The sequence below is a fragment of the Clostridium sp. AF32-12BH genome (assembly GCF_003477935.1).
Lineage (GTDB): Bacteria > Bacillota > Clostridia > Lachnospirales > Lachnospiraceae > Brotaphodocola.
In genome coordinates, this window is sequence record NZ_QUEH01000008.1 from 156,032 (window position 1) to 176,060 (window position 20,029).

The 20,029-nt window shown below is 43.8% G+C and carries 20 protein-coding genes and 1 pseudogene; 10 read left to right on the top strand and 11 right to left on the bottom strand.

Going from position 1 to position 20,029, the window contains the following annotated elements:
- Positions 1–6 precede the first annotated feature (6 nt).
- The gene (locus DWZ40_RS09960; protein ID WP_118542902.1) at positions 7–1,308 is read left to right on the top strand and encodes a GntP family permease; all 1,302 of its coding nucleotides are present in this window, start codon (positions 7–9) and stop codon (positions 1,306–1,308) included.
- Between the two features lie 3 nt (positions 1,309–1,311).
- Here the strand turns inward: DWZ40_RS09960 and DWZ40_RS09965 are convergent, their stop codons facing one another.
- Together DWZ40_RS09965 and DWZ40_RS09970 are read right to left on the bottom strand one after the other, a co-directional pair.
- Positions 1,312–2,199: a LysR family transcriptional regulator gene (locus tag DWZ40_RS09965; protein ID WP_118542903.1), complete on the bottom strand. Its 888-nt coding sequence runs from the start codon at positions 2,197–2,199 to the stop codon at positions 1,312–1,314.
- 241 nt (positions 2,200–2,440) lie between these two features.
- Positions 2,441–3,334, bottom strand: a complete 894-nt coding sequence (locus DWZ40_RS09970) for a LysR family transcriptional regulator (protein ID WP_118542904.1) — start codon at positions 3,332–3,334, stop codon at positions 2,441–2,443.
- Between the two features lie 365 nt (positions 3,335–3,699).
- Between DWZ40_RS09970 and DWZ40_RS09975 the strand changes: the two genes are divergently transcribed.
- Positions 3,700–4,365: an L-2-amino-thiazoline-4-carboxylic acid hydrolase gene (locus DWZ40_RS09975; protein WP_243035295.1), complete on the top strand. Its 666-nt coding sequence runs from the start codon at positions 3,700–3,702 to the stop codon at positions 4,363–4,365.
- A 55-nt stretch (positions 4,366–4,420) separates the two neighbouring features.
- On the opposite strand, the gene DWZ40_RS09980 is transcribed toward DWZ40_RS09975, so the two are convergent.
- Positions 4,421–5,023: a hypothetical protein gene (locus tag DWZ40_RS09980; RefSeq protein WP_118542906.1), complete on the bottom strand. Its 603-nt coding sequence runs from the start codon at positions 5,021–5,023 to the stop codon at positions 4,421–4,423.
- Positions 5,024–5,785, bottom strand: coding sequence for a P-loop NTPase (locus tag DWZ40_RS09985; RefSeq protein WP_118542907.1), 762 nt, complete (start codon positions 5,783–5,785; stop codon positions 5,024–5,026).
- Between the two features lie 335 nt (positions 5,786–6,120).
- On the opposite strand from DWZ40_RS09985, the gene tnpA reads away from it, so the two are divergent.
- From tnpA to DWZ40_RS10000, 3 genes are all read left to right on the top strand, one after another.
- On the top strand, positions 6,121–6,537 hold the full coding sequence (gene tnpA / locus DWZ40_RS09990) for an IS200/IS605 family transposase (RefSeq protein WP_118542937.1): 417 nt from the start codon (positions 6,121–6,123) through the stop codon (positions 6,535–6,537).
- Between the two features lie 54 nt (positions 6,538–6,591).
- Positions 6,592–7,848 carry a transposase gene (locus DWZ40_RS09995; protein ID WP_243107315.1) on the top strand — a complete coding sequence of 419 codons (1,257 nt, stop codon included), beginning with the start codon at positions 6,592–6,594 and terminating at the stop codon, positions 7,846–7,848.
- A 114-nt stretch (positions 7,849–7,962) separates the two neighbouring features.
- Positions 7,963–9,075, top strand: coding sequence for a GGDEF domain-containing protein (locus tag DWZ40_RS10000; protein ID WP_118542908.1), 1,113 nt, complete (start codon positions 7,963–7,965; stop codon positions 9,073–9,075).
- Between the two features lie 48 nt (positions 9,076–9,123).
- On the opposite strand, the gene DWZ40_RS10005 is transcribed toward DWZ40_RS10000, so the two are convergent.
- The 3 genes from DWZ40_RS10005 to DWZ40_RS10015 all read right to left on the bottom strand — a co-directional run bounded on the left by DWZ40_RS10005 (position 9,124) and on the right by DWZ40_RS10015 (position 12,286).
- Positions 9,124–9,801, bottom strand: a complete 678-nt coding sequence (locus tag DWZ40_RS10005; protein WP_118542909.1) for an RloB family protein — start codon at positions 9,799–9,801, stop codon at positions 9,124–9,126.
- Positions 9,798–11,003, bottom strand: coding sequence for an ATP-binding protein (locus DWZ40_RS10010; protein ID WP_118542910.1), 1,206 nt, complete (start codon positions 11,001–11,003; stop codon positions 9,798–9,800). The genes DWZ40_RS10005 and DWZ40_RS10010 overlap by 4 nt, the downstream gene beginning before the upstream one ends.
- A 116-nt stretch (positions 11,004–11,119) precedes the next feature.
- Positions 11,120–12,286: a helix-turn-helix domain-containing protein gene (locus DWZ40_RS10015; RefSeq protein WP_182431707.1), complete on the bottom strand. Its 1,167-nt coding sequence runs from the start codon at positions 12,284–12,286 to the stop codon at positions 11,120–11,122.
- 118 nt (positions 12,287–12,404) lie between these two features.
- Between DWZ40_RS10015 and DWZ40_RS10020 the strand changes: the two genes are divergently transcribed.
- Positions 12,405–13,163: an SDR family NAD(P)-dependent oxidoreductase gene (locus DWZ40_RS10020; protein ID WP_118542912.1), complete on the top strand. Its 759-nt coding sequence runs from the start codon at positions 12,405–12,407 to the stop codon at positions 13,161–13,163.
- A 246-nt stretch (positions 13,164–13,409) separates the two neighbouring features.
- Positions 13,410–13,811 carry a DUF1344 domain-containing protein gene (locus DWZ40_RS10025; protein ID WP_243032083.1) on the top strand — a complete coding sequence of 134 codons (402 nt, stop codon included), beginning with the start codon at positions 13,410–13,412 and terminating at the stop codon, positions 13,809–13,811.
- A gap of 319 nt (positions 13,812–14,130) precedes the next feature.
- On the opposite strand, the pseudogene DWZ40_RS20045 reads toward DWZ40_RS10025, so the two are convergent.
- Together DWZ40_RS20045 and DWZ40_RS19810 are read right to left on the bottom strand one after the other, a co-directional pair.
- Positions 14,131–14,385, bottom strand: a pseudogene (locus tag DWZ40_RS20045) (Trk family potassium uptake protein); the annotation flags it as partial.
- 204 nt (positions 14,386–14,589) lie between these two features.
- Complete coding sequence (locus DWZ40_RS19810) at positions 14,590–14,853, bottom strand: hypothetical protein (protein ID WP_118542913.1); 264 nt, start codon at positions 14,851–14,853, stop codon at positions 14,590–14,592.
- Positions 14,854–15,252: 399 nt separating this feature from the next.
- Here DWZ40_RS19810 and DWZ40_RS10045 point away from each other — a divergent pair, with 399 nt between their 5' ends.
- Entirely contained in the window at positions 15,253–15,723 is a 471-nt protein-coding gene (locus DWZ40_RS10045; protein WP_118542914.1) for a methylglyoxal synthase, read from the top strand.
- A 122-nt stretch (positions 15,724–15,845) separates the two neighbouring features.
- Here DWZ40_RS10045 and DWZ40_RS20050 read toward each other — a convergent pair whose 3' ends face one another.
- Positions 15,846–16,514, bottom strand: coding sequence for a hypothetical protein (locus tag DWZ40_RS20050; protein WP_243032082.1), 669 nt, complete (start codon positions 16,512–16,514; stop codon positions 15,846–15,848).
- Positions 16,502–16,969: a hypothetical protein gene (locus tag DWZ40_RS20055; RefSeq protein WP_243035296.1), complete on the bottom strand. Its 468-nt coding sequence runs from the start codon at positions 16,967–16,969 to the stop codon at positions 16,502–16,504. The genes DWZ40_RS20050 and DWZ40_RS20055 overlap by 13 nt, the downstream gene beginning before the upstream one ends.
- 278 nt (positions 16,970–17,247) lie before the next feature.
- Here DWZ40_RS20055 and DWZ40_RS10055 point away from each other — a divergent pair, with 278 nt between their 5' ends.
- Positions 17,248–18,318, top strand: a complete 1,071-nt coding sequence (locus DWZ40_RS10055; protein WP_118542915.1) for an extracellular solute-binding protein — start codon at positions 17,248–17,250, stop codon at positions 18,316–18,318.
- A complete protein-coding gene (locus DWZ40_RS10060) occupies positions 18,302–20,017 on the top strand; it encodes a histidine kinase (protein ID WP_182431709.1) in 1,716 nt (571 codons plus the stop codon). The genes DWZ40_RS10055 and DWZ40_RS10060 overlap by 17 nt, the downstream gene beginning before the upstream one ends.
- Positions 20,018–20,029: the final 12 nt, after the last annotated feature.

The following is a 20,029-nucleotide window of genomic DNA, read 5'->3' on the forward strand; positions in this document are numbered from 1 at the left end:
ATCGATATGTTATCTGCTATTGGATTAATCATAGCAATCGCGCTGCTGATCGTTATGATCGTGAAAGGTGTTGATATGATCACGGCATCGGTAGTAACAGCCGCGATCATTCTGGTAACAAGCGGACTTGATTTTTGGGAAGGTTTACTGAAAACGTTTTCGGAAGGAGCTGGCTCGTTCTGCAGTTCCTGGTTTTTGATCCTTGCGCTGGGTGGCATTTTTGGTGAACTGGTCAATCAGACAGGGCTGGCTACCAAGGTCGCAAAATCTTTATCTGCTGCACTTGGAGCCAAAAGGGTGGGGCTGATCATTATGATCTGTACATTCTTTATCACACTGCTGGGTATTAACGGCTATATTATGGTATTTGTTCTTTATCCGATCGCAGACAGCCTGCTTCGTGAAAATAAGATGGACCGCCGGCTGCTTCCGTTTTTGATGATCGCGGGAGGTGCGAATGCGAATGGATTTGCGTTTTCCATGGATATCTGTAATGTGATCCCGAGTAATTTCCTTGGAACTTCACTGGGTGTAGCGCCGGTTCTGGCTGTGATTTTCTCAGTGATCACCTGCACCTGGTATGTGATGTATTTTAACTATGCGCAGAAGAAGAGCATGGGAAAACTGTCAGAAGCAGAACTGATGGCAATGTACAAAACAGAGAAGAGCGTCATGGGAGATGATGAGCTTCCGGGCCTCTTTATGTCTCTGCTGCCGTTTATCCTGGTTCTGGTAGCGGTAGTGGCAACTTCAAGTATGGGAACTTCCACCAGCTTGAGCTGCGCGCTTCTGATCGGTGTTCTTGTAATTATTGTGACGCAGTTTAAAAAGATCAAAAACCTGAAAGGCTCTCTGAAAGGGGGCGCAATGTCCGGCTTAAGTACAATGCTGACAGTAGCCGCAGTCATTGGCCTTTCCAAAGTCCTGACTCAGGCTCCGGCTTTCCATGCGGTACAGGAGTTTGTATTAAATATCACACTTCCGATTTACTTAAAGACCTGGCTGGGAACCATGATCTGCGGTGCTATGACTGGTTCCGCGATCACAGCGGAAACCCTGTTTTTGGAGAGTTTTGGAAAACAGTTCCTTGCAGCGGGCGCAAACATCAACGCGCTTCACAGAATCGTAGTAGAAGCTGGTATTACCCTGAACAAACTTCCGAATGCATCTCCGGTCGTTATGGAGACTTCTGTTTGTGAGTGTACCCTGGCAGAAAGCTATAAGCACATCGTGCTGGGTTCCACGATTCCATGTGTGATCGCAGGATTCATTATTACGATCATGGCAACGGTCGGAATCATCTTTTAAAATTTAAAGGTTTTGCGATACAGCTTCCAGTACAAAGTCATGGAAATTCCGGACAACCGGCGGCATATAAAACTGGTCACTGCTTACCATATAGATGTTGCGCTTTACGACCGGGTGTAAAATTTCGATGACTTTGACATTCAGGCTGGAGAGCAGTTCCATTTCGGGGACGATGGCAATGCCAAAACCGTGGGCAACGAGGCCGGCCGTAACCTGGTCCTCCACGATCTCATACGCGATACGGGGGCGTTTTCCCAGTACCTGGAACATTTTATCAACTTCATAGCGGATGCCGGATGATTCGGCAAAATAAACATACGGATATGGCAGGGTTTGCTCCAGGTTTACGGAGTCAAATCCTGCCAGTTCGTGATTTTGGGGTACGATCAGCACCAGGTTCTCACGGTGTACGGTTTTGAATGTCAGTCCGTTTTCTTTTTGCGGATGTGAGCAGAAGATCAGGTCGTAATGATGGGCATTTAAGTCATTTACCAGATTCTGGGTCACATCGGTCTGGAAGGAAAAATGAATATCGTGGTCCGGATGCAGGTCGAGGAAACGGCGCGCCAGGGAGGGAATGAAATCCACACCCAGGGGGCGCACAAGGCCGAGGCGGATCAGCCCTTCGCCGCGGGCAGTGCGCTGAAGAAAATCGATGCCATTATCCAGTGTTTTTAAGGAACTTTCAACACTGCGCAGAAACTGTTCCCCAAATACAGTCAGGACGGTGTTTTTTCCACTTTTTTCAAACAATGGAACACCGAGTTCTTCTTCCATTTTAAAGATCGCATGGCTGAGGCTTGGCTGGGTAATACACAGGTTCTGCGCAGCGCGTGTATAGTGGTGCGTATGTGCCAGTTCTGCGAAATAACGCAGGTGAGTCAGATTCATAGGTATTCTGCCTTTCTTAAACGGTGTGATGATATACGATAGATAAAATCTATTATAACATGAAAATAATTGATTTGAATACGGATTAAAACTGTTTTATACTAAAACCGGAAGGTGTGATAAGACATCCTTCCGGTTTTTTACCTATAGAAGATACGGCTTCTTTTATGTCGTTCCCATAAAAAGAAGCCGTAAATCCCCTTACGCATATTCTGTACAATTCTGTATAAAATCCCGATATTTAAAATTCCGGCGGCAGGTCAAGGCAGTGCGCCACCATACAGTTTGCGAATGCTTCCACGGCTGCCGTGATAAAATTCTTTTTGCTGTAGACCATGTAGATCATGCGGGTGTCCTTCGGGACGTCTGTTAAATGTATTTTTTTGAGGTTGTCGAACTGTTTTAAGAACGGTGTGTCCGCGACAATGGCGGCTTTGGAAGAACGGTTGATGCGCCCGGCAATGGAAATCTCGTCGTCGTAGGAGTGGGCAGCCTCAAGTCCTTTCTCTTTTAGGATCGCGCGGACGGTTTTGCCGATCGGGATGGTGTCGCGGTAGGTGCAGAGTGCGTAGTCTTTTAAGGCAGGCAGCTCGATGGAGTCATACTGCGCCAGCGGATGGTCATTTCGCACGATGACGATAAGCTCCTGGTAGGTGATGGGAACAAAGAACAGATCGTCCATGTGCTCCACCATGGAACAGAAGCCAATGTCGTAGGTTCCTGCGGAGACCCCCTCCGCCACAGGAATGGATTTTTCGTGGAAAATGTTAAAGTTTACCTGCGGGTGATGCTCATGGTATAAGTCGAGAGCATCCGGAAGAAAGTCTCCGAGCAGGGTTGGAATACATCCGATATCGATGGTTCCGGTCATGGAGTCGGATTTTTCCTTCATGAGGGCGATGCCGTGTTCCAGAATTTCCAGAGACTGATTGACATACTGGGAAAATTCTTCTCCATATTTGGTGAGCTGGACGTTGCGGCCTTTTTTTTGGAATAACGCAACCGAAAGCTCGCTTTCCAGCGACGCGATGGAATCGCTGAGGCTGGGCTGGGTGATATAGAGTGCTTTGGCTGCTTCCGTGTAATGCTGGACTTCAGCCAGTTTCCGAAAATAATAAAGCTGCTGTAAATTCATAAACGCTTCTCCTTCTTTCCTATTCATTATACATGATGTTGATGAGAATTTCCATGGAATCGTTAAGAAAATGTTAGAAAATTATCAAAATATAGCGAGGGATGGATTTGACAATTTGGGCAAAACTGCCTAAAATAGGAGGCAGATGGCTGTTTGCACAGCGTGCGAACAGTAACGTCAGGAGATCATGAAGCTAAGTGCGTGGCGCCGTACAGGCTTGAATGCGCCAAATATCCAGAATTGAACGGCAGATATAATATGTGGCTGGGTGACAAGCGCGGATGTTCCGAGGGTATTTATGCAAGAGAAAAAGTAGGCTGTAGTGAGATATAGAAACTGTTGTGTTGATTTGATGCTATGGGGATATGATTGACATGTTCCTAAACCGCATGGAGGACTGGGCAATGAAATATAATGGCTTCTATTTCTGGATGTTTAAGGGCCCTATGAAAAAGGTTCTTGCAAAGAAATACGGCAAAGCGTATGTTTTGGAGGTCATGAAAAAGAGCAAGCAGGTCTACCGGGAACTGGTAGAGCAGGCGGATGACATCGGCGATGATAATCCTATGGCATACAATGAGCTGTTTGCCCTGGCCTTTGTGGCGCCGTATGTGGCAAGCGGGAAGAAAATTCCACCAGAGACGGTGCAGGAAATGATGCGGCAGTCTCTGTACCACATCAAATGGTATTTTGCGAAAACGGATCTGAACACGGACAAGGGCAAAGCTGAGAACAAAAAGAGTATCGTCAGATACGCAAAGTGGTATACGCCGGAAAAGGAGAAGCAGTACCCGACTTCCTTCAAGGTGGACTTTGATGGGCAGCCGTATGAGGGAGCATGCTACTACCGCATCACCCGCTGCCCTATTTGTATTTATATGGAAAGAATGGGCATTCCAGAGTTAATGCCGCTGTTTTGCGAACTGGATGAGGTGATGATTTCACTCCAGCATGGCATATTGCACCGAAAACAGACGCTGGCGAACGGCGGCGAATATTGTGACTATTTTATCACGGGAAATAAAGAATAAATTTTAAAGGTAAAGGGGATCTCTGGACGCTTCTAGGGCGTTGGAGATCCTCTTCCTATTTATCACATTGTCGGTTGTAATATTTCAGTCCATTTAAAATATCTGGATTTTGAAAGGCAAGCTGCCGGAGAATCAGTTCATATAAACTGATCGGAATATATTTTTCTTCCTCTGGATCTTTAAAAGTTCTGTTTTGGATAATACGCAGAACCGGGCTGTCATCCGGGATTTGCTTTTTACATCGCTGGATCCAGGAAAGAACAGCCAAATCTCTGGCCTGAGTCAGGTTACCGTCCTCATCTTCCAGCCCATACAGGGTGAAAAAGAGATACGCATCCGACTCTGAGAGATAGTATGTCCGGCGCCGCAAAAGGAACAGGGCATATTGTGGCTCCAAACACCAGCGGATAAAATACGCCGCGGCATAACAAAGGATACATATGCCTAAAAAACTGGTTTTTAACTGCGGATAGTAGCGAAAAAATCCATAGTAAGCTATGAAACAGGCGACGATATAGGGGATTGTCAGGTGGAAGCGTTTCATCATACGGTTCGCCCTGGCTGCTGCCCGCAGCTCCTGTTTGTTTTTGGAAAGAACACTGTAAAACACTGGGACATCCGGGAGAGGATGACCGTGATCATTATTTAAAAGCATCATTTATTTCTCCAGAAGTTTGGAAAGCCGGTTCACCAGTGATGAAAGGGAAGGATGGAGCAGATTTTCCGAATCTTCGTATAACGACAGGTAGGAATTGTTATATTTCCAGACCTGGTCATAGTAAGGTAGCGTTACGAGAACAGGAATCTGAAGAAGTTCCTCTATTTCCTGATCCGAGTACATCCGCTGTTCTTTCCTGATCTGATTTGCGATTACATGCATATGATCATAACTGATCTGCTTTTGGGTCAGAAACCGGCGGAAGCGCTGATTGTTTTTAATTGAGCACTCCGTATCATCTGTGATCAGCAGGGCTAGGTCCGACAATTCCATGAGTTTTGCGGGAGTATCCGTGGATGCCATATCGGTATCGATAAGAACCAGGTCAAAATAAGTCTTCAAAGAAGAAATGAGCTGGATGATCCGATTAATGGGCAGAGGATATGTTCTTTTCATCTGTTTGGAGGATAAAAGATGGATATTCCGATCGGGGACAGGCGTAAGGTAGGGGTCCAGGTCCTGCCAGGACAGAGGGGATAGATCTCGTGCATTGTGCTGAAACAGGTCTTCCATTGTTCGTGTTGGAAGTATGCGGAAAAATGTTTCCTGGGCAGGGCAGGAGAGGGCCATATCGACCAGACAGACGGAAACGTTTTTACTAAATGCAATGGCCAACTCTTTGGTTAGTGTGGAGGTCCCAACTCCACCTTTGGCTGAAATAAGTGATACAACGGCATGGCTCATATATTTATCTAAATTCATAAAAATCCCCTTTTGAAATCTTAAGGATATTATATCTCAGGAGACCGGTTCTGTCTAATCCTAAACCCGTTTTGCTTATCATAAGGCAACTTGTGAAAATTTTTCAAAAGCGGTATAATGCTTTCTATATGAAAGTGGCCGGTGCCATTTAGGACAATAAGCGGGAATCCTCGGCAATTCAATTACCGAGATGAAAGCTCAGGAGTGTGCATATCTGCACAAAGTAAATAATATAATAATCCTCATTCTTTGATATTAATGCCGTAACCGGCATACAATAAAAACGAAAATACGTTCGAATAATGCTTGTGTATTACAATTCAATATGCTATACTATATGTATGAAAAAAAATCTTATACATTATAGGACTTGCGTGTGCAATATCAACTACCATATGGTATGGTCGGTGAAATACAGACGGAAGATATTAACCCCAGAAGTTGAGAAATACCTGCAGGAACTCGTGCAGCAGATAGCTGACGATAAAGGCTTTACCGTTCATTTATTTGAATGTGGTGAAGGTGATCATGTTCACTGTTTTGTATCAGCTCCACCAAAACTGTCAATAACAGCCATTATCAAGTATCTGAAGGGGATCACAGGCAGGAAATTATTCGAACGTTTTCCGGAAATAAGAAACCAGTTGTGGAAGGGAGAACTGTGGAACCATTCCTATTATGTGGAAACGATCGGATCTGTATCTGAGGAAAATATCCGCCGTTATATTGAACATCAGAGCAAGTCGTATTAATTCAATGTGAATTGTAAATATTCATATGCATGGCTGTCTGAAGGGGGAAGGGGAATGCTGCTGTCACACAGAACATCGGTCAATATCCGGCCGGAATATTCTAATATTATAGGGCATATGTGTTATGCTGCTTCCAAACTCTGGAATGTCTGCAACTATGAACGCCGTCGATATAAAGAATTGGAGCTGGAGAAGTATCCTGACTGGTATTATCAGAAGAAAGCGCATAAAGGAGATCTGTGGTATAGACAGCTTCCGTCCCAGACAGCGCAGGAGACCTGCAAGCAGCTGGATAAAGCCTGGAAATCATTTTATGTTCTTAAAAAGACCGTTGGGATCAAAGATCCAAATCCGCCGCGATTTAAACAGGACAATATACCGATCACTTACATGCAGATGGGAATCCAGCACGAGAAAGGCTCCGATCAATTGCGGCTGTCTCTGTCAAATGATCTGAAAAGCTATATGGAAGAAGCTTATGGGATTCATGAAAAATTTCTATATCTTGAAAATAAGATTTTCAGGAACATGGATCACATAAAGCAGCTGCGGATCTATCCACCGGAAGATGGAAAATGTGACCTTATCGTTGTCTATGAGGTCAAAGAACCAGAACCGATCTCCCTGAATGGCCATTATTTATCAGTGGATCTTGGAATTCATAATCTGATGACCTGTTATGATTCCGGAAATGGAAGGACTTTTATTCTGGGAAGGAAATATCTTTCACTGGAAAGATACTTTCACAAAGAAATCAGCAGAGTTCAATCAATATGGTATGCACAGCAGTCGGGAAATGGCATAAAATATCCCCGATCATCGAAACATATCAAGAGGATTTACCGAAAAAAGCAGGACGCAGTAAAGGATTACCTTCATAAGGTGACCAGATGGCTTGCAGAATACTGTAGAAAAGAAGGGATAAGCAGTGTAATCATAGGAGATATCCGAAATATCCGTAAAGGAAAAGAGATAGGCCACAAGGCAAACCAGAAGTTTCACGGACTGCCGTATAATAAACTTTATATCATGTTGGAATATAAACTAAAACTGTATGGAATACCATTGATAAAACAGGAAGAAAGCTATACCAGCCAGTGCAGTCCGTTATCACCAGAAGTATCAAAAAGATATGCAGAAGCATCAAACCGAAAAGAGCGGGGCATGTATATAACGGATGGAGTAAGATATAATGCGGATGCAGTAGGAGCATTTAATATCCTGCGAAAATATCTTTCCGTATCCGGAAAACAGAAAGAACTGTCCGTAACCGGACTAAAAAATCCAGAAATAATAAAAGTAGCTGTATAGCCGAAAGGCAAGCAGTAGTGGTGTCATGGACGCACCCTGAAAAAAGGCGGTATCCCGCCAGATTTCAGATGCTCTGGTAACTTAGTTACCGAGTAGTTCACAAGGTGAAATGGAATGAAAATAATATGTAAAAAAGGCTGCAACGTAAAAAGTGCATTGCAGATAGTGTCGGAATATATGGAGAAAAAGAGTCTGGAATATCCGCTCATAGGTGAGGATCTGGAGATAGAAATTTCTTTGAAAAATCAAGATGGGGAAGAATATCCGGACAATGATCAGACGGTATATTTTGATGAAAAGGAATTGGAACTTCTTCAAAGCCATGAGAAAACACCGGATTATTATAACATTGATGCGTTGACGGGCCTGTATAATCGGGGAAAGTATGAACGGGATATCCGTATGTTTCAGGCTACAGGGTATGAACGGCTGACCTGTGTTTACATGGATGTGGTAGGACTTCATGAAGTGAATAACCATCTGGGCCATGAGGCTGGAGATAAGATGTTGTGCATGATTTCGGATGCCATCCGGGAATATTTTCCTAAAAGTCTGGCTTACCGCATTGGCGGCGATGAATTTGTCGTTTTGTGCCCAGACCATGGACAGGAAGAGGTGCTTGAAAAAGTTTCTTCTTTGAGACAGGCAATTCGGCAGCAGGATTACGAAGTATCCATTGGAATAGGGGAGAGCACGGACACAAAGACGTTAAATGAGATCATCAATTATGCGGAAAATGCCATGCGCTATGATAAAGCGGATTTTTACCGCAACAACGGTGGCCTGCGGCAGATGCGCTCTTTAAATTACAAACTGGAGCAGCTTCTGCTGAAAAAACGGGATGCTAATCATTTTCTGGACGTAATTGCTCCACGATATAAGGGTGTTTATATGGTAAACCCGAAGACGGATCAGTGCCGTTATATTTATGTTCCGCCATATTTTCAGGATATGCTGGACCGTAATAAAGGATCGTTTATCCCTTCTATGAGAGAATACTACCATGCGCTCGTCCGTCCGGAATACTATGACCGGTTTGAAACAATCCTGGATTATCATTATATACAAGAGAAGTTAGCATCTGAAGGCATGGTGACGATGACTTATGAAAAACTGGATGACAGCTGGGTTGAACTTAAGATCACAGCATATGATCAGAGCACTGCAGATACACAGGAATTATTATGGATTTTTATAGATGAAAAATATGGATTACCAACCACCTGATGAAAAAAGATGAGTAGCAGACGGGAAAACCACCTGCTACTCATTTTTTTAATCCATTTTGAGATAGGGCCTTAGTTTCTTAACCAGTACATGGACCATGGTTCCGGGAGCAGAGTCGGAAGGCAGCTTCCCGGCATTGATCTTTTCCAACTTTTCTGCATTTACAATAGCGGTATCCAGGTATGGTGCCAGGATTTTGAACATGTCGGTGCGGTTTTTCTCATAGGAACCAAACCCCTGAAAAGATAAAAGTTCCGTCAGTTTCGGCCAGTAGGAACTTTGGTGCAGATCGGACTGCAAGAAACTGAAATGGAGAAGGAACCATAATTCAATGCACTGGTTTGACCATATGGCATGATAGGTGGTTTCCTCCGTAGATTCCTGTATACAAAGTTCGGCCGTTTTGTTGATGTGATCAGCCGGGAAGTCATCGGTATCATAAATGACCCAAACGTGTTTATACCCATTGGCAGAGGTGCTGGCAAGCTGCCGGGCCTTTTGAAACAGGTTTAAGGTATTATCACCGGCTCCGTGGATACTGAGCTGGATGCGATCAGGATAGGCACTGTTGATGATATCCTTCATGGCACCGAAATAGGCCGGCTCCGTATCGGTTCCTTCCGTAACGATCAGATGATATTCCGGCTGAATTTTTTTCGGCTTATCGCGGCGGGCCTTCATCCAACCTTTGTCAAGATCGCTTTTCTTTGGAGGTTTTAAGCTCATGCAAAATCACCTCCGAGCATGTTGGAAAGGTATGGATCAGCTCCATAGCGTCCCTCCAGATACTGCTTATCATAGGCCGCAGTATTTTTGATTCGGTCGTTATCTTCCCCGCGGATTTCATGCAACGAGTAGATCTCGCTTTCATGGGAAGCATTCTCCGCGGCAAACCAGATCTCATCACGGCGGAATATGGTATTTTTTAAGGTATACATGTCATGGGATGTGAATAAAAGCTGGGCCCCGTATTTGTTGATTTCTTTATTTTTGAACAGGAAAATGACATAGCGCAAAAGCTTCGGATGAAGCTTTGCATCCAGTTCATCAATGATCACCATGCGTCCTTCTCTCAGGGCAAGCAAGATCACCGGAAGGGCAGCAATAAGCTTTTTGGTTCCATCGGACTCCTGGGAGAACGGCAATTCATATTCATGGGAAGATAACGTGCGCTGCATAAAGAGCTGTTTTGTATCTTCATCATAGCGGTACCCGGTGATATCAATATCCATATCATTTAAAGCGCGGATGAACTGCTCCTTATATGGCGCATCTTTGGCCAGCAGGATCTGATGCTCCACTACGGGATTTGCATAGCTGCGGATAATGCAGCTTTCAAACCAGGTTATAACCTCGCTGATGACCGGAATGTCATAGTTAATGGCCAGGAAGGACAGATACGGCATTTTGGGGTTGATGCTGGTGTTCAGGCTTTTTTTATTGATTGTATAGCCAAGGGAAATGCTGTCAGCCTCACGTTCAAAAATCATGGCAGTTTTTTTTCCGGTGACTGCTTTTCTGTAAAGGGATTCCGATATAACCTCATCATTTTTTAAAGCGAGGTAGTAGCAGTATTCATTTTTTCCGATCCGGAAAAACATCCGGAACTCGGTCGGTTCATTTTTGGAGGTTTCATCGAACAGAAAGGGAACTGCATCAATTTTCTGCTGAAGAATGAAGCCCTGTCTGTTTTTTCCTAATTCATTCACCGGTTTTACCACCGTAGAGATGACGCAGGCAAGGGCCTGCAGCAGGTTTGACTTTCCGCCGCCATTTGGACCGTAGACGACATTAACCGGCAGAAGATCAGAAGCAGAAGCCTCAGTGATCAGTGTATCTTTGAATTCAGGCAGTACGGCAGCCTGGTAATCTAACGTAGTTTCATTTTTATAGGACTTAAAATTTTGAAAAGTAAACTGGCATAACATGATTAGAAGCCTCCTTTCCCTTATAGTATAATCACAAAAAATCAAAATATCAAGCCATATATTCGATATAAGAAAATAAATTTACGAAAACAGAATATAAAACGGTATTTTGTGAATTATTTCTTTTTTATAAGTGTTTCCTTCCATTTTTCAGGTCCTATACCGATTTGTTTTACAAAACATTTTGTAAAATAACTAGCATCTCCAAAACCGCATTGATCTGCTATTTCGCAAATCGGAAGAGAACTGTACTGAAGAAGTTTTTTTGCATGTTCCATGCGGCAGGACAGAATATAATCGGAGGTAGTCTGATCGCATTCTTTATGGAAACGGGAGCAAAGATAAGTTCTGGATAAATGACATGCGGCGGCAATATCACTTAGACGGAGACTGGAAGTAAAATTTAGACGGATGTAACGGCGTGCGGTGGCGATTCCTTCAGAAAATCCGGTTTCTGTCTGCAAATGTATCTTGTTAAAAAAGGACGAGATTAAAGCGCGGTGGAATTCTGCCAATTCTTTTGATGTTCGGCATCGTTCCCATTGTTGGCGTTGATAGAGGATGGAAGGTATGGAATGCTCTTTCAGGTGTTCGTGAAGAACGGAGGAAAGCAGCAGAAATTCTGTAAATACCAGTTCCCTCATATAGGAAAACAATGGAGAAGAAGTCAAAAGAAGTGTCTGTTCCCATGTTTTGGAAGAGAGAGTCAGAGCCTTTGGATCCTGAAGAGAAAAATCCCGGACACAGTCCATGTACTGGCACGCATAGTTATGGGCGGTCTGGTCAGCTTCATGAATCAGGAAAAAGGATTCCGAACTGGTCAGTGACTTCTTTATACGGGCAGGTGTGATTGGTGTGAATGGTTTTCCAAGTTCCTCTGAAAGATAGTTGAGCAGTTTATTAAATGTTTCCTCATCAATATGGGTGAGAGAATGGAAATAAATCAGGAGCTCCTTTGTGGGCTTTATACCATATTCGGCCAGAAGAAGGCGAAAATCTGTTTCTGATAATGTTTCTGTAAAGATAGGGCCGATTAGCAGATAATCTTCTTTACGTGGAAGTAATAAATTATGAATCTTAAATGGAAAGCAGATATGGCAGGGAGTCTGGGAGGCATGGAGGGCAGAAATATCCATGGTCTGGTAGAACTGGTTAAGGAGGCTTACCAGTTCTAATGGACAGTCTGTATTTACCTGTTTTGGATCATCCAGAGGTAATTTCAGGATATAGGCAGGAAGTTTTAACAGTTGAATGAATTCTTCCAGGTGTGTTTCATTATACATAAAGATCATCATTCCTTTTTTAATTATAGAAATATATTACTATAAAACGAAATATATTTCTATAGTAAACATGGAGAATGTGTTATGATTTTAACAAAAAGAAAGGCGGTAATCTGGAATGAAAAATTATATGGATCTGACTGGGCGGGTGGCAATAGTAACAGGTGCTTCTTCCGGCTTAGGATATGAATATTGCAAAGCATTGGCAGAGAATGGTGCAAAAGTGGCTGCCTTTGCCAGAAGAAAGGAAAAGCTGGAAAAGCTGGCAGCAGAGATTAAAGAAGCCGGCGGCGAATGTCTTCCAGTTCCCTGTGATGTAATGGAGGAAGATCAGATTATTGCAGGAGTTCAGAAAGTCATTGATACATATGGAAAAGTGGATATTCTTGTAAATAATGCAGGTTCTATGGCGTATTGTCCGACTACTGAACTGACCTTAGAAGCCTGGGATAAGGTGGTGCGCTTATCCATTACGGGATATTTTTTAATGGCAAGAGAATGTGCAAAGAGCATGATCAAAAATCACTACGGACGTATTATCAACATTGCCAGTATGTATGGACGGATTGCATCTTTCCATCATCCAATTTTGGCTTATAATACTACCAAGGGTGCTGTGCCAAACTTTACGAGAGGGTTAGCGCAGGAATGGGCTCAGTACGGTATTACTGTGAATGCCATTGGCCCAGGAGAGTTTCCATCTGAAATGATGGTATTTGATGATGCAGCTCTGGAAGAATTAAAAAAGAGGTGTCCGATTGCCAGACCAGGTAAAATAGAAGAATTGTGTGGTCAGCTGCTGTTATTTGCATCTGAAAATTCTGCTTATACTACAGGTCAGACAATCTATATTGACGGTGGTTGGACATCTGTATAGTATCCCTGATTTAGTTGTATGGTTATGAAAATGAAAAGATCTGGATCCCAGACAATCTGGGATTTCCAGATCTTTTTGCACCCTGAAAAGGGCAGTTCGTATACTGATGCGTGACGTTACGCATTGGTTTCATATCTATATGAAAAAATAATAAAAATTTTGAATCCTGTGAAACTTTTTCGGGTGCTAACACGTCTAATTAGTGTAATAAAAATAGAATAAGATCTATAGTTTGGAGGCTTAATTATGATGAAAAGAAATCTTATTGCAATTTTAATGATGACCGCTGCTTTGGCGTCCGGATGCGGGGCTAAGGCATCTGATACAACCACAACTGCGGCAACTCAGGCAGAAACGACCCAGGCAGCAACAACTCAGGCGGGAGCAAGCCAGACAGAGACAACACAGGCTGCATCTCAGGAAGCAGAAGCAAAAACGGAAGTGATTACAGGAAAGATTGAAGAAATCAAGGACTTTATGTTTACAATCGAGAATGATCAGGGCACATATGCCATGACATTTGATACTGCACCGGAAGGTCTGGCAGATGTAAAGGAAGGGGATCAGGTAACGGTAACCTATACAGGAGAACTCAGTGAGGTAGATGCTTTTACCGGAACCATTATTTCAGTAGAAAAGGCAGATTAATAGGAATACTAGCCCAAGAAGATCCAGCATAGTACGGGCTGCCGGAGCTCCTCATAAGGCCTGGCAGGTCGGCTTATGGTGAAAAGGCACAGACAGATGATTACAGCATGAACCGCTGCTGCGTGGAAGTCAAAACCATGTAGCAGCGGTTTTTCTTTATTTTAATCTGGCTGACAGGTGTTTCTATGATTACATCATAACCGCAGCATTCGGTATCCAACTCCGATGTGGGTTTGAATCTGCGGGGGAGAGTCTGGCGCTGATTCCAGTTTTTCCGGCCTGGATCTGGCCTCTGCTGTTCCATGCGCAGATGATTTTTACGCAGCAGGGCCAGAACCGATTGATCCACCGTCTGCCCGAAGAAGGACCAGTAGGTTCCGGTATCCACAACGACTAGGCTGGTAACGCAGACAGAGGTAGTGGAGGTAAAAAGGGCATCCAAGAACGGGGTGACGTGGTGACCGCTCGAAGATATAGGAAGCATCAGGAGCAGGGCACCGGCCAGGATCACTCCGGCGAAGCCTAGAACAATAATCTGAAATGAGTTTAATGGTTTTTTTACAGGAGATTTCATGGATAAACTCCCATTCTTTGCAAGCTGCCTTGCTGCGGTTTTCTTACTTATCATTATAGAAAAGTTGAATTTAAGAAGGTACAAAAGTATTCTGCCCGGTGTTAAGACGGTATAAAGATATAAATTTTCTGGTGCAAATCCTATATATGGAAGAGCAATTTTTCGTAATGCGTCGTAATTTTCGCCATATGCAATCGGATATCCTCAAATTTTCTTTGCTCCCTCGACTTTTTTCTCCTCCCGATAGGGTGTCTCTTGCTTCTTTTTCTTGTTTGCCGGCGCATCAGCGCCGTTTTCACTTACCTTTCCATTTTCCTTTCTTTTTATCCATTGAGTGCGCCGCCTGATGGCGGCAAACGCCTGAGGGCGTGCGAACAAGGTAGCTGGAACGTAGCGAAGCCAATTTTCTTTCGGGAGGTCAAAAAAGTAGTGGGAGAGAGGGAAAAAAGGGAGGTTATCCAATTGCATATGGCGAAAATTATGACGTATTATGTGTTACTGCTGCTCTTTTAGATAAATCGGTATTATTTTAAGATAAAAACTTTCTCAAACTACTCCTTATACGCTTCTTTTCCTTGCTTTCCAGGCTCAATTGTTGTAGAATGAATGCGACACACAAATTTTCATACTATTTCAAAATTGATCGTTCTCTTTACCGGGGACGATCAATTTTTTTGTCTGATTTCCATATCCTATGACTTCTCTACGTATCTGAAATTTCTGAGCTCTGCATTCCCATATATTTCAAGGGCCGCTTAAAAAGATAAATTTCTATTATTGCAACATCGAAAATAATTCTCTTGTATCATGAAGCATTCTGTGTTACGTTGTAGATAATCCATACATAAGAGAAAAGGAGAAGCGCGCATGTCCCAGGAATACATTACCTTTACAATCGGGCAAAAAAAGAATATTGCCCTGATCGCTCATGACAACGAAAAACCGAAACTGATTGCATGGTGCAAAGAGCATAAAGCAGAGCTGGAGAAACATAATCTTTACGGAACAGGCACAACGGCCCGCATGATCACAGATCAGACCGGCCTTACTGTAAAAGGTTATAACAGCGGCCCATTAGGTGGAGACCAGCAGATTGGCGCCAAGATTGTGGAGGGTGTCATTGACTTCGTGATCTTCTTTTCGGATCCACTGACAGCGCAGCCTCATGATCCGGATGTAAAGGCTCTGATGAGAATTTCCCAAGTCTACGATATTCCAATGGCCGTCAATAAATCTACTGCGGATTTTATGATCACATCCTGTTATATGAACCGCGATTACCAGCATGAGGTAATCAATTTCAAACAGCATATTGCAGATCGGGCAGAAACGCTGTAGGTGTCTGCCTGAAGCACGAAATAAGACCGGTCCGTCACGCCGGTCTTATATTTTTCTGCTCATTCAAACTTGAATGTTTTTCTTTGTTTGGAATATGCTGCAGCCTGGCCATACATTTACATTTAACTGCTGCGACCGTTTCTTAAGAGCTCCTGCAGGATCCCATTCCAACACCTTTTTGCTTTCCGAATGCCCGTATATGAAAAATTTAAATATTCCGTCCAATCAATAGAAATATGTAAGAAATTGTTAATCCCCTCTTTTTCTTCCTCAGAAAGAGTCGTATCCGTACAAATAAAAGCAAGCCAGTCCTTGTGGTTCGATTTGTTCCTTAAGCATATGATTTTCACCGGAATTGGAGTTTCTTTTCCTACCATAACATTAACAGACAGCAGATATTTTGATCTGCCACGGCGCTTTTTGTTCTTGGAATAGATTTCTTTGATACTCAGCTGTTTACCGCCGTATGAGTATTTAATCCGGCTGCTCTTTTTGATCATGGCAATCACATCCATGCCTTTTGAATGGATGGTCGTGATCTGTGCCGGGTTTGAAAACCAGGAATCAAACGGAACATAGTCAGCATTCAGTCCCACGCTGAGGGCAGTGTCCAGCAAGTCCATCATTGCTTCTGGAGCTTTTGTCTGAGCAAGCCTGCATCTTTTGCCAGCAATGGTTCTGTTATCAAAGTCCTTTACCGGACCGATGATATTTGTAGCTTTTGCAGATGCCAGCAGACAGCTGTTTACAGGGATCAATGTATTTCCATCACTCCAGCTTAAAGTAAGCATTCGGAATCCTTTTTGGAAACGCATATCCGTGTGGTCAAAAACTTTTGATCCCAGTCTGTTTTCTTGCAGCTAGTACGGTTAAAAAGACTGTCATCAATGATGAAGACATTTTTTCTGCTGTCATTCGTCAGACCTTTGATGTCGCGATTTACGATATCTGCAGCAAGAAGAGAAGTGAAACGAAGCCAGTTTGTTTTTGCGGAATTAAGGAAACGATAGAACGTGTTCTTGGAAAACGCTTCCTTAAAGGAACCGGTCTGTTGCTGCATATACATACTTCTTCCGACAAAAATGTTACTGAGTTTGTAACGAAGCAGAGAAATCGGAGAAACGCCTTTTTCTTTCATGCCATTACATCTGGCAAGAAGCTTGCCGACATGGTGTTTAGAAAAAAATCTCTGAACGCAGTCAATTAGGGCTTTTTCATCAGAATGGTTTTGTGGTATACTGGACATGGCATAAATCTCCTTTGTAAAGATGGTTTCTAGTCAATTCCATTATACCAAACGGAACAGATTTATGCCTTTTTTATTGGCTGAAATATTGAATTTTCAAGGTTCAACACACCATATCGGTGTGGGAAGTTTTAGTAACTAATTCCAAATGAACAAACTGTATAGTCAACTGAATTGATAACATTGCAGCGAAGGGAACTGTATTGCGCAGTTCTCTTTTTTTCTTTCCTTTCTTTCCTTTTTGTGATATATTTGCACAAAAAGGAGGGGAATAAAACGTGAAAAAACATTATATTGCAGGAATCAGCCTGTTCCTGTGCTTTCTCGCCGGTTTCTTTTATTTTTGCTGGATCAGACGTTATCCCATACTGGAGATGCCAGATGCAGCAGACCAGAAGGATTCCCTGATCATTTATTCCTGTGAGAGAGAATCACTGCTGGATGCGGCCATCCCGCTTTTCGAAGAAAAATATGGAATTTCCGTTTATACGGTTACTGCGGAAAGCAAAGAGCTGTTGAAGATGATAAGCCAAGAAAGCAATGGAGTGCCACAGGCAGATCTTCTTCTTGGTGGATCTCTGACAGATCTCAATGAACAGAAATCTCTTTTTTTACCCTATGTTTCCTTCAATGATAAATATCTTCTTGCTCCTTACCGGAATACCTGTGGCTTTGCTACGAATTATGTGCTGCATGGCAACTGTCTTGCAGTGAATCAGACGCTGGCTGGCCGGTACGGAGAGATAAAAAGCTATTCGGATCTGCTGCGCCCGGAGTTTTACGGGGAAATTGCGCTGGCAGATCCTGCAGTGTCTTCCTCTGGATTTGAGCAGCTGGTCAACATTCTGGACACCCACGGAGGTTACCAGTCTGATGAGGCCTGGGAACTTGTAAAGGAGCTGCTTTATCAGGCTCCCCGTGGAATTTATGAAAACACTGCGGATGTCTATCAGCGGATTGCTTCCGGGCGTAGCATGATTGGGCTGTCCCGGGAGGATTCCTGTGCCCAGCTGATTCAGGAAGGCGCGGATCTGAAACTGATCTATCCGGAAGAGGGGACGCTGTTTACGCCGCGCACAGTAGCTATTTTAAGAAACTGCTCCCATGCAGAATATGCAAAGCATTTTGTGGATTTTCTGACGGGAAAAGATATGCAGGATATTCTGGGAACTCTATTGACCAGCCGTCCGGTGCGGCGTGATGCCCAGACCAGTCTGTTTTTGCCGGATATCGATTCTATTCCTGTCATTCAGGCAGATCCAGATGATTTTGATGCGCACCGGGAGGAAATTCTGATGCATTATGAACGTATTCGAAGAGAGGCGGAAAACTATGAACCAGGAAATTAAGTCATCCTCCAGTATGAGCCTGAAGGAACGCCTGCAGCGCATGGTCTGGTACCGCCTTTTGTTTCTGGTTGGAACCGGTATCCTTTTGTTTGCCACAGGGATGTATCTGACAATCGAAGTGTCGAACCGGAAGAATCTGGAGGAAAACCGAAAACTTTTTGAGTCCGCGTTTCTTCAGGTTTATGATTCTTCCAAAAGCTTTCTGACAGGAAATGAACTCATGGAAACCTGCCGCCGCTGCCTGTTGTACGATGCGGCACCGTTAAATCTGCGCTATCTGCTGTATAACCAGAATGCGTCTTCCCCGGTGAACGCAGATCTGATTTTAACGGACAAAGGACGCAATGTGATTTACAACAGTTTCCAGAATGGGGAATGGAACCAGTACCGCAAGAGTTTTAACCGGGCAGTCTGCGATAATACATTTGCCCATGCGGAAAAAGATGTTTATTTAAGTGTTTATTATCTATCTGGAATGTCATCAGAACTTGTTCTAGCCACGCCGGTTATGATTGATGGGACACCTCAGGGTTATGTATCCCTGTATCTGCATGGGGCTGACTGGGGGACATTGTTGTCTGTATCAAATTTCGAGGGTGTAATCACCGATTACGCAGGAAGAGTCATTTACAGCAGCAGGCACAGTTTTATTCAGGATATCAACCGTTTTGTCTTAAACGGGCACTGGACTGTGATGCTGGATGAAAACCGTTATGAAGTATCGGCCCGCAGTCTGCTGGACGGGCAGGTAGTCGTGTACTCTCTGGTATATGATCCGCCAAACCGGAGCCTGTTTCTGATCGGAACGCTGCTGATTCTGCTTTCCGGCGCATTCTGGTTTTTGATTGCCCGCAGTATGACGGCGGTTATGGCCGCAGAAAATGCGGCATCGGTAAAAACGCTGATTTCTGAGATGGATATCATCGAAAACCAGGATCCGCTTTACCGGGTCAGTCTGGATACCGACGAGGAATTTGCCCGGGTAGGAAGCAAGATCAATCATATGTTAGACAGTATCCAGGAACTGCACCGGCAGAACACAGAACTGATTCAGTTAAAACAGGCGGCGGAGATCAACCAGCTTACGGCTCAGTTCAATCCGCACTTCCTGTACAATACGTTGGAAAGTCTCAGGAGCGGCATGCTGCTGGAACCGCAGAAAGCAGACCGGCTGATCCTCAGTCTAACCAGGATTTTGCGCTACAGCATTGATGACCATAAAGAGGAAGTGCTGCTTTCGGAAGATCTGACTTATCTGAATGGATATCTGGAAATTCTAAAATATCGTTTCGGAGAGCGCTTTCAGTATGAGCTGTTTCTGGAGGATGAGTGTTTGAACTGCCTGGTACCGAAGCTGCTTTTACAGCCTATCATAGAAAATTCCATCAAATATGGGTTTCAGAATCAAATGGAACTGCATGTCTGGGTAGATGGTTATGTTCAGGATCAGGTGCTGAATTTGTCTGTGACGGATGATGGAGCTGGTATGGCGGAGCAGGATCTGGAACAGCTGAATGCAACAATCCTGCAGTCGGATAGTGCGCATAAGGGGCTGCGCAGCATCGCGCGCCGGCTGTTTTTGCAGTATGGAGAGGGAAGTGGCATTGCTCTGCGCAATATAAAAACGGACGGGCTTCAGGTGATGGTCCGCATTGTCTGTCCCAAAGAGGACGAAGACGGATGGAAGCAGATGAAGTGAAGTATGACAGAA

Bases quoted from the DNA above. Each gene is read 5' to 3' on its own strand.
- DWZ40_RS09960 (WP_118542902.1), top strand. From the start codon at position 7: ATGTTATCTGCTATTGGATTAATCATAGCAATCGCGCTGCTGATCGTT.
- DWZ40_RS09965 (WP_118542903.1), bottom strand. From the start codon at position 2,199: ATGAATCTGACTCACCTGCGTTATTTCGCAGAACTGGCACATACGCAC.
- DWZ40_RS09970 (WP_118542904.1), bottom strand. From the start codon at position 3,334: ATGAATTTACAGCAGCTTTATTATTTTCGGAAACTGGCTGAAGTCCAG.
- DWZ40_RS09975 (WP_243035295.1), top strand. From the start codon at position 3,700: ATGATTGACATGTTCCTAAACCGCATGGAGGACTGGGCAATGAAATAT.
- DWZ40_RS09980 (WP_118542906.1), bottom strand. From the start codon at position 5,023: ATGATGCTTTTAAATAATGATCACGGTCATCCTCTCCCGGATGTCCCA.
- DWZ40_RS09985 (WP_118542907.1), bottom strand. From the start codon at position 5,785: ATGAATTTAGATAAATATATGAGCCATGCCGTTGTATCACTTATTTCA.
- DWZ40_RS09995 (WP_243107315.1), top strand. From the start codon at position 6,592: ATGCTGCTGTCACACAGAACATCGGTCAATATCCGGCCGGAATATTCT.
- DWZ40_RS10000 (WP_118542908.1), top strand. From the start codon at position 7,963: ATGAAAATAATATGTAAAAAAGGCTGCAACGTAAAAAGTGCATTGCAG.
- DWZ40_RS10005 (WP_118542909.1), bottom strand. From the start codon at position 9,801: ATGAGCTTAAAACCTCCAAAGAAAAGCGATCTTGACAAAGGTTGGATG.
- DWZ40_RS10010 (WP_118542910.1), bottom strand. From the start codon at position 11,003: ATGTTATGCCAGTTTACTTTTCAAAATTTTAAGTCCTATAAAAATGAA.
- DWZ40_RS10015 (WP_182431707.1), bottom strand. From the start codon at position 12,286: ATGTATAATGAAACACACCTGGAAGAATTCATTCAACTGTTAAAACTT.
- DWZ40_RS10020 (WP_118542912.1), top strand. From the start codon at position 12,405: ATGAAAAATTATATGGATCTGACTGGGCGGGTGGCAATAGTAACAGGT.
- DWZ40_RS10025 (WP_243032083.1), top strand. From the start codon at position 13,410: ATGATGAAAAGAAATCTTATTGCAATTTTAATGATGACCGCTGCTTTG.
- DWZ40_RS19810 (WP_118542913.1), bottom strand. From the start codon at position 14,853: ATGCAATTGGATAACCTCCCTTTTTTCCCTCTCTCCCACTACTTTTTT.
- DWZ40_RS10045 (WP_118542914.1), top strand. From the start codon at position 15,253: ATGTCCCAGGAATACATTACCTTTACAATCGGGCAAAAAAAGAATATT.
- DWZ40_RS20050 (WP_243032082.1), bottom strand. From the start codon at position 16,514: ATGCTTACTTTAAGCTGGAGTGATGGAAATACATTGATCCCTGTAAAC.
- DWZ40_RS20055 (WP_243035296.1), bottom strand. From the start codon at position 16,969: ATGTCCAGTATACCACAAAACCATTCTGATGAAAAAGCCCTAATTGAC.
- DWZ40_RS10060 (WP_182431709.1), top strand. From the start codon at position 18,302: ATGAACCAGGAAATTAAGTCATCCTCCAGTATGAGCCTGAAGGAACGC.